Here is a 3,757-nt window from a genome sequence, read left to right as displayed (position 1 = left end):
GCTGCAACCCACACACTACGGCGGTGCGGAGAGCGATCCCGTGCACTTCTTCGAGGTGGTGCGCGCGGTGTCGGGGGCGTGCGGCTCGACGGGGTGGCTGGCGTCGGTGCTCGGGGTCCATCCCTGGCACCTGGCGCTGTTCGACGATCAGGCCCAGCGCGACGTCTGGGGGCACGACGATTCGGTGCTGCTGTGCTCCGCGTACGCCCCGGTGGGGCGGCTGACACCGGTGGAGGGCGGTTACCGCCTGTCCGGCGCCTGGAAGTTCTCCTCGGGCTGTGAGCACGCTTCGTGGGCTCTGCTCGGTGCCATGGTCGTCGGGGCCGAAGGGCGCCCAGTCGACTTCATGACCGTACTCGTCCCGCGATCGGATTACCGCGTCCTCGACGTGTGGGACGTGGTGGGCATGCGCGGCACCGCCAGCAACGAGATCAGTGTGGAGGACGTCTTCGTCCCGGACTACCGGATCAAACGGAATTACGAGACTTCCCAGCTACGTGGCCCCGGACAGAAGGTGAACAAGGGGCCGCTGTACCGGGTGCCGTTCGCCACCATCTTCACCACAGCAGTGGCGACACCGGGAGTCGGCGTGGTGGCCGGGTGCTATCAGCTGTACCTGACCGCGATGCAGGAGAGGGTCCGGCTCAGTCTCGGTGGGGGCCGATTCGTGGAGGACCAGTTCACCCAGGTCTCGGTGGCCCGTGCTGCGTCCGAGATCGACGCCGCGATTCTGCAGATGGACCGCAACGTCCGGGAGCTCTGGGAACTGGCGCAGGCCGGTCAGGAACTTCCGATGGCGCTGCGGCTCCGAGTCCGCCGCGACCAGGTGAGGGCAACGGAACGGGCCCTCGAAGCGGTGGATCTGCTGTTCAAGATGGCCGGGGCGAGCTCGCTGTTCCGGGGCAACCCCATCGAGCGCGCATGGCGTGACGCACATGCGGGCAGCGTGCACGTCGCCAACGAGCCGGAGCGCGCACTCGCCCTGTTCGGACGAGGCGCGTTCGGGCTCCCGGTGGAAGACAACCTGGTCTGATCAACCCATCATGTGCTGAACCGCCCGGTAGGAGAACACCATCGCGGTACCCAACGGAACACCGGGCCCCGGATAGAACGGCCCGCTGAGCGAGGCGCTGGTGTTGCCCGCCGCGTACAACCCGTCGATGGCCGTGCCGTCCGCACGCAGGACCCGGCCGTCGACGTCGGTCCGCACCCCACCCTTGGTGCCGAGATCGCTCAGAACGATCCGGGCCGCGTAGAACGGGCCGGTGGCGACGGGATTCAGCGCCGGGTTGGGCGGGGCGTCGGGAGACTTCGAGCGCCGGCAGAAGAAGGTGTCGTACGGATCCTCCCCGCGGTGGAACAACTCGTCGACACCCCGCGCGGCAGAGTCGTTGAACCGTTCGACGGTGTGTCGCAACGTCTCTGCGGGGACTCCGATCTTCTCCGCGAGCTCTTCGACCGTGTCGGCGGAAACCCAGGTTCCGGCAGCGAGGTGCTCGTCTGCCGGCACCGAGGGGATCGAGATGGCAGGCAACACCGGGCCGCCCTCGCGGGAGTCGAAGATCAGATACGAGCGCTCGTTTCCGTGCTCGGTGAAGGGATGGTCGATCATCGCCCTGCCGAACTGGTCGTACGGCAGGGATTCGTTCAGATACCGCTCACCGCTGCCATCGACGAGCAGGCCACCGCGGACGCACACCATGAACGCGCCCGAACCGTCCGGAAGCTCGACGCCGGGGCACCACCAGGCCTGGTCGAGAAGATCGGTGTCCGCGCCGACAGCGACGGCGGCCTCGATGAGATCACCGGTGTTCGCGCCCCGCGGACCCATGCTCCACTCTGCCTTGCCCGGCGTGCCGTTCGCTTCGCGCAGTGCTGCGCTGCCCTCGATCCCGCCGGCCGCGAGCAGCACACCGCGCCGCGCCCGGATGCGGATCGCCTGCCCGGCCGCATCGGTCGCCTCGACGCCGACCACACGGCCGTCCTCCACGATCAGCGAACGGACAGCGGTCTCGGAGTGGAGTTCGGCGTTGCCGGTGCCGTACAGGGCCAGCAGCAGACGTCCGATGAGGGCGCGGCCGGCGACCAGGTCGCCGTCGGGATGCGGCCTGTTCCACCGGTCGACGTCGGCCTCGGGACGGATGAACTCACGCAGATCCCCGATCTCGTCGCCGGGCAGGTCCAGCGGGTTGATCGCCCGTCCGGCGGCCATGCGTCCCGGTGCCGGGAAGTAGTCGGGGAAGGGACGCCACTCGAACTCGAGGTGTGGGTCGCGCTCGAGCAGGTCGACCACCTCGGGTGCGGTGGTGAGGTACGCCTCCTGGCGCTCGACATCGCGTTCGCCGACCACGGCGCGCAGGTAGGTGCGAGCCAGCTCTGTGGAGTCACCGATACCCGCCCGCTCCTGGACAGCTGTGCCGGGCAGCCAGACGGCCGCGCCGGAATAGGCGGACGTGCCACCGAACAGGCGGGTCTTCTCCAGGACGAGCGTGCTCGAGCCCTGCGACGCCGCGGTATAGGCGCCGGTCAGCGCGCCGCCACCGGAACCCACCACCACTACGTCGCACTCGGTTGTCCAGTCCTGCATGGTCATGTCCTCCGTGAAGGGTCGATACAGCTCGGGTCGAGTCGTGGTGTTCACGCAAGCGCATCTTCCCCGCTCGCGCCCGGTCCGGTCCCACTCACCGGAAGAGTTTCCGCGCAGCGGCGGTGCAATGGAAGAATCGACGGCGGTTCCGGGGCAGTGCGCGGAGAAACGAGGGGACGAGGATGCCGAGGATCGCCGAAGTCAGAGACGCGGCAGAACCGAGTTCCGACGAGCAGTGGGCGCGGCACGTGCGGATGCTCGAGGCTGCCGCCGAACTTGCGACCGAGAAGGAACTCGCCCGAGTCCAGATGCACGAAGTGGCCAAGCGCGCCGGCGTCGCGATCGGCACTCTCTACCGATACTTCCCGTCGAAGACCCACCTCTTCGTGGCGGTGATGGTCGACCAGATCGAGCAGATGAGAGCAGGTTTCCGGAAGAACCTGGCTGCGAGCGCCTCGCCGCAGGATGCGGTGTACGCGGTGCTGGTGCGGGCCACTCGCGCGCTTCTGCGCCGTCCCGCGTTGTCGACGGCCATGCTCCAATCGTCCAGCATGGCCAATGCCGCCACCGTCCCCGACGCCGCGAAGGTGGATCTCACCTTCCGGGAGATCCTGCTCGATGCCGCCGGAATCGACGAACCCACCGAAGAAGACCTCACTGTTCTGCGTCTTCTGATGCAGCTGTGGTTCGGCGTCATCCAGTCGTGCCTCAACGGCCGGATCTCCATTCCTGATGCGGAGGCGGACATCCGCCGGGGCTGCGATCTGCTGCTGGCCGGACTGTCACGGGATTGACTGTCGTGCCCTCAGGCGAACTGATTTTCGTGCCCTTCTAGCTGTTTCTGCTTGCGAAAAACCTTGTATGGCAGGGGTATTGCTGTCACCTCGGAAATAGAATACATTTCAGAAATTCGGTGACGTGGTCACCGGGGACACTCGCAGGAGGAGAAGAATATGGGCAACGCAGTCATCATCGACGCGGCACGGACGCCGATCGGACGTCGTCGTGGCGCACTGTCCGGACTGCACCCGGCCGTACTTCTCGGCGCCGCACAGCAAGGCGTCCTGGACCGCGCCGGGGTGGCGCCGGAAGCCATCGGGCAGATCGTCGGAGGCTGCGTCACCCAGGCCGGCGAGCAGTCCAACAACATCACCCGGCAGGCCTGGCTGC

At 67.4% G+C, this 3,757-nt stretch carries 3 protein-coding genes and 1 pseudogene; 3 read left to right on the top strand and 1 reads right to left on the bottom strand.

Annotated elements, in window-relative coordinates; all coding sequences use genetic code 11:
• Positions 1-1,033: 3-hydroxy-9,10-secoandrosta-1,3,5(10)-triene-9,17-dione monooxygenase oxygenase subunit (gene hsaA, locus WAW17_RS10755; protein ID WP_422332967.1), on the top strand; the 1,033-nt coding region annotated here is incomplete at its 5' end.
• On the opposite strand, the gene WAW17_RS10750 is transcribed toward hsaA, so the two are convergent.
• Positions 1,034-2,587 (bottom strand): FAD-dependent oxidoreductase, encoded by a 1,554-nt coding sequence (locus WAW17_RS10750; RefSeq protein ID WP_422332968.1) that lies wholly within the window; start codon positions 2,585-2,587, stop codon positions 1,034-1,036. It abuts the gene before it with no gap.
• Between the two features lie 182 nt (positions 2,588-2,769).
• Between WAW17_RS10750 and WAW17_RS10745 the strand changes: the two genes are divergently transcribed.
• Positions 2,770-3,381, top strand: coding sequence for a TetR family transcriptional regulator (locus WAW17_RS10745; RefSeq protein ID WP_422332966.1), 612 nt, complete (start codon positions 2,770-2,772; stop codon positions 3,379-3,381).
• Positions 3,382-3,540: 159 nt separating this feature from the next.
• A pseudogene (locus WAW17_RS10740) lies at positions 3,541-3,757 on the top strand (steroid 3-ketoacyl-CoA thiolase); the annotation flags it as partial.

Source organism: Rhodococcus sp. (in: high G+C Gram-positive bacteria) (genome assembly GCF_049286785.1).
Lineage (GTDB): Bacteria > Actinomycetota > Actinomycetes > Mycobacteriales > Mycobacteriaceae > Rhodococcus_F.
Note: the sequence above shows the minus strand (reverse complement) of the source record. Positions and strands in the feature narration are given on the sequence as shown.

What these genes read in the sequence shown, in the direction of transcription:
- WAW17_RS10750 (WP_422332968.1), bottom strand. Translation starts at nt 2,587, where the DNA reads ATGCAGGACTGGACAACCGAGTGCGACGTAGTGGTGGTGGGTTCCGGT.
- WAW17_RS10745 (WP_422332966.1), top strand. Translation starts at nt 2,770, where the DNA reads ATGCCGAGGATCGCCGAAGTCAGAGACGCGGCAGAACCGAGTTCCGAC.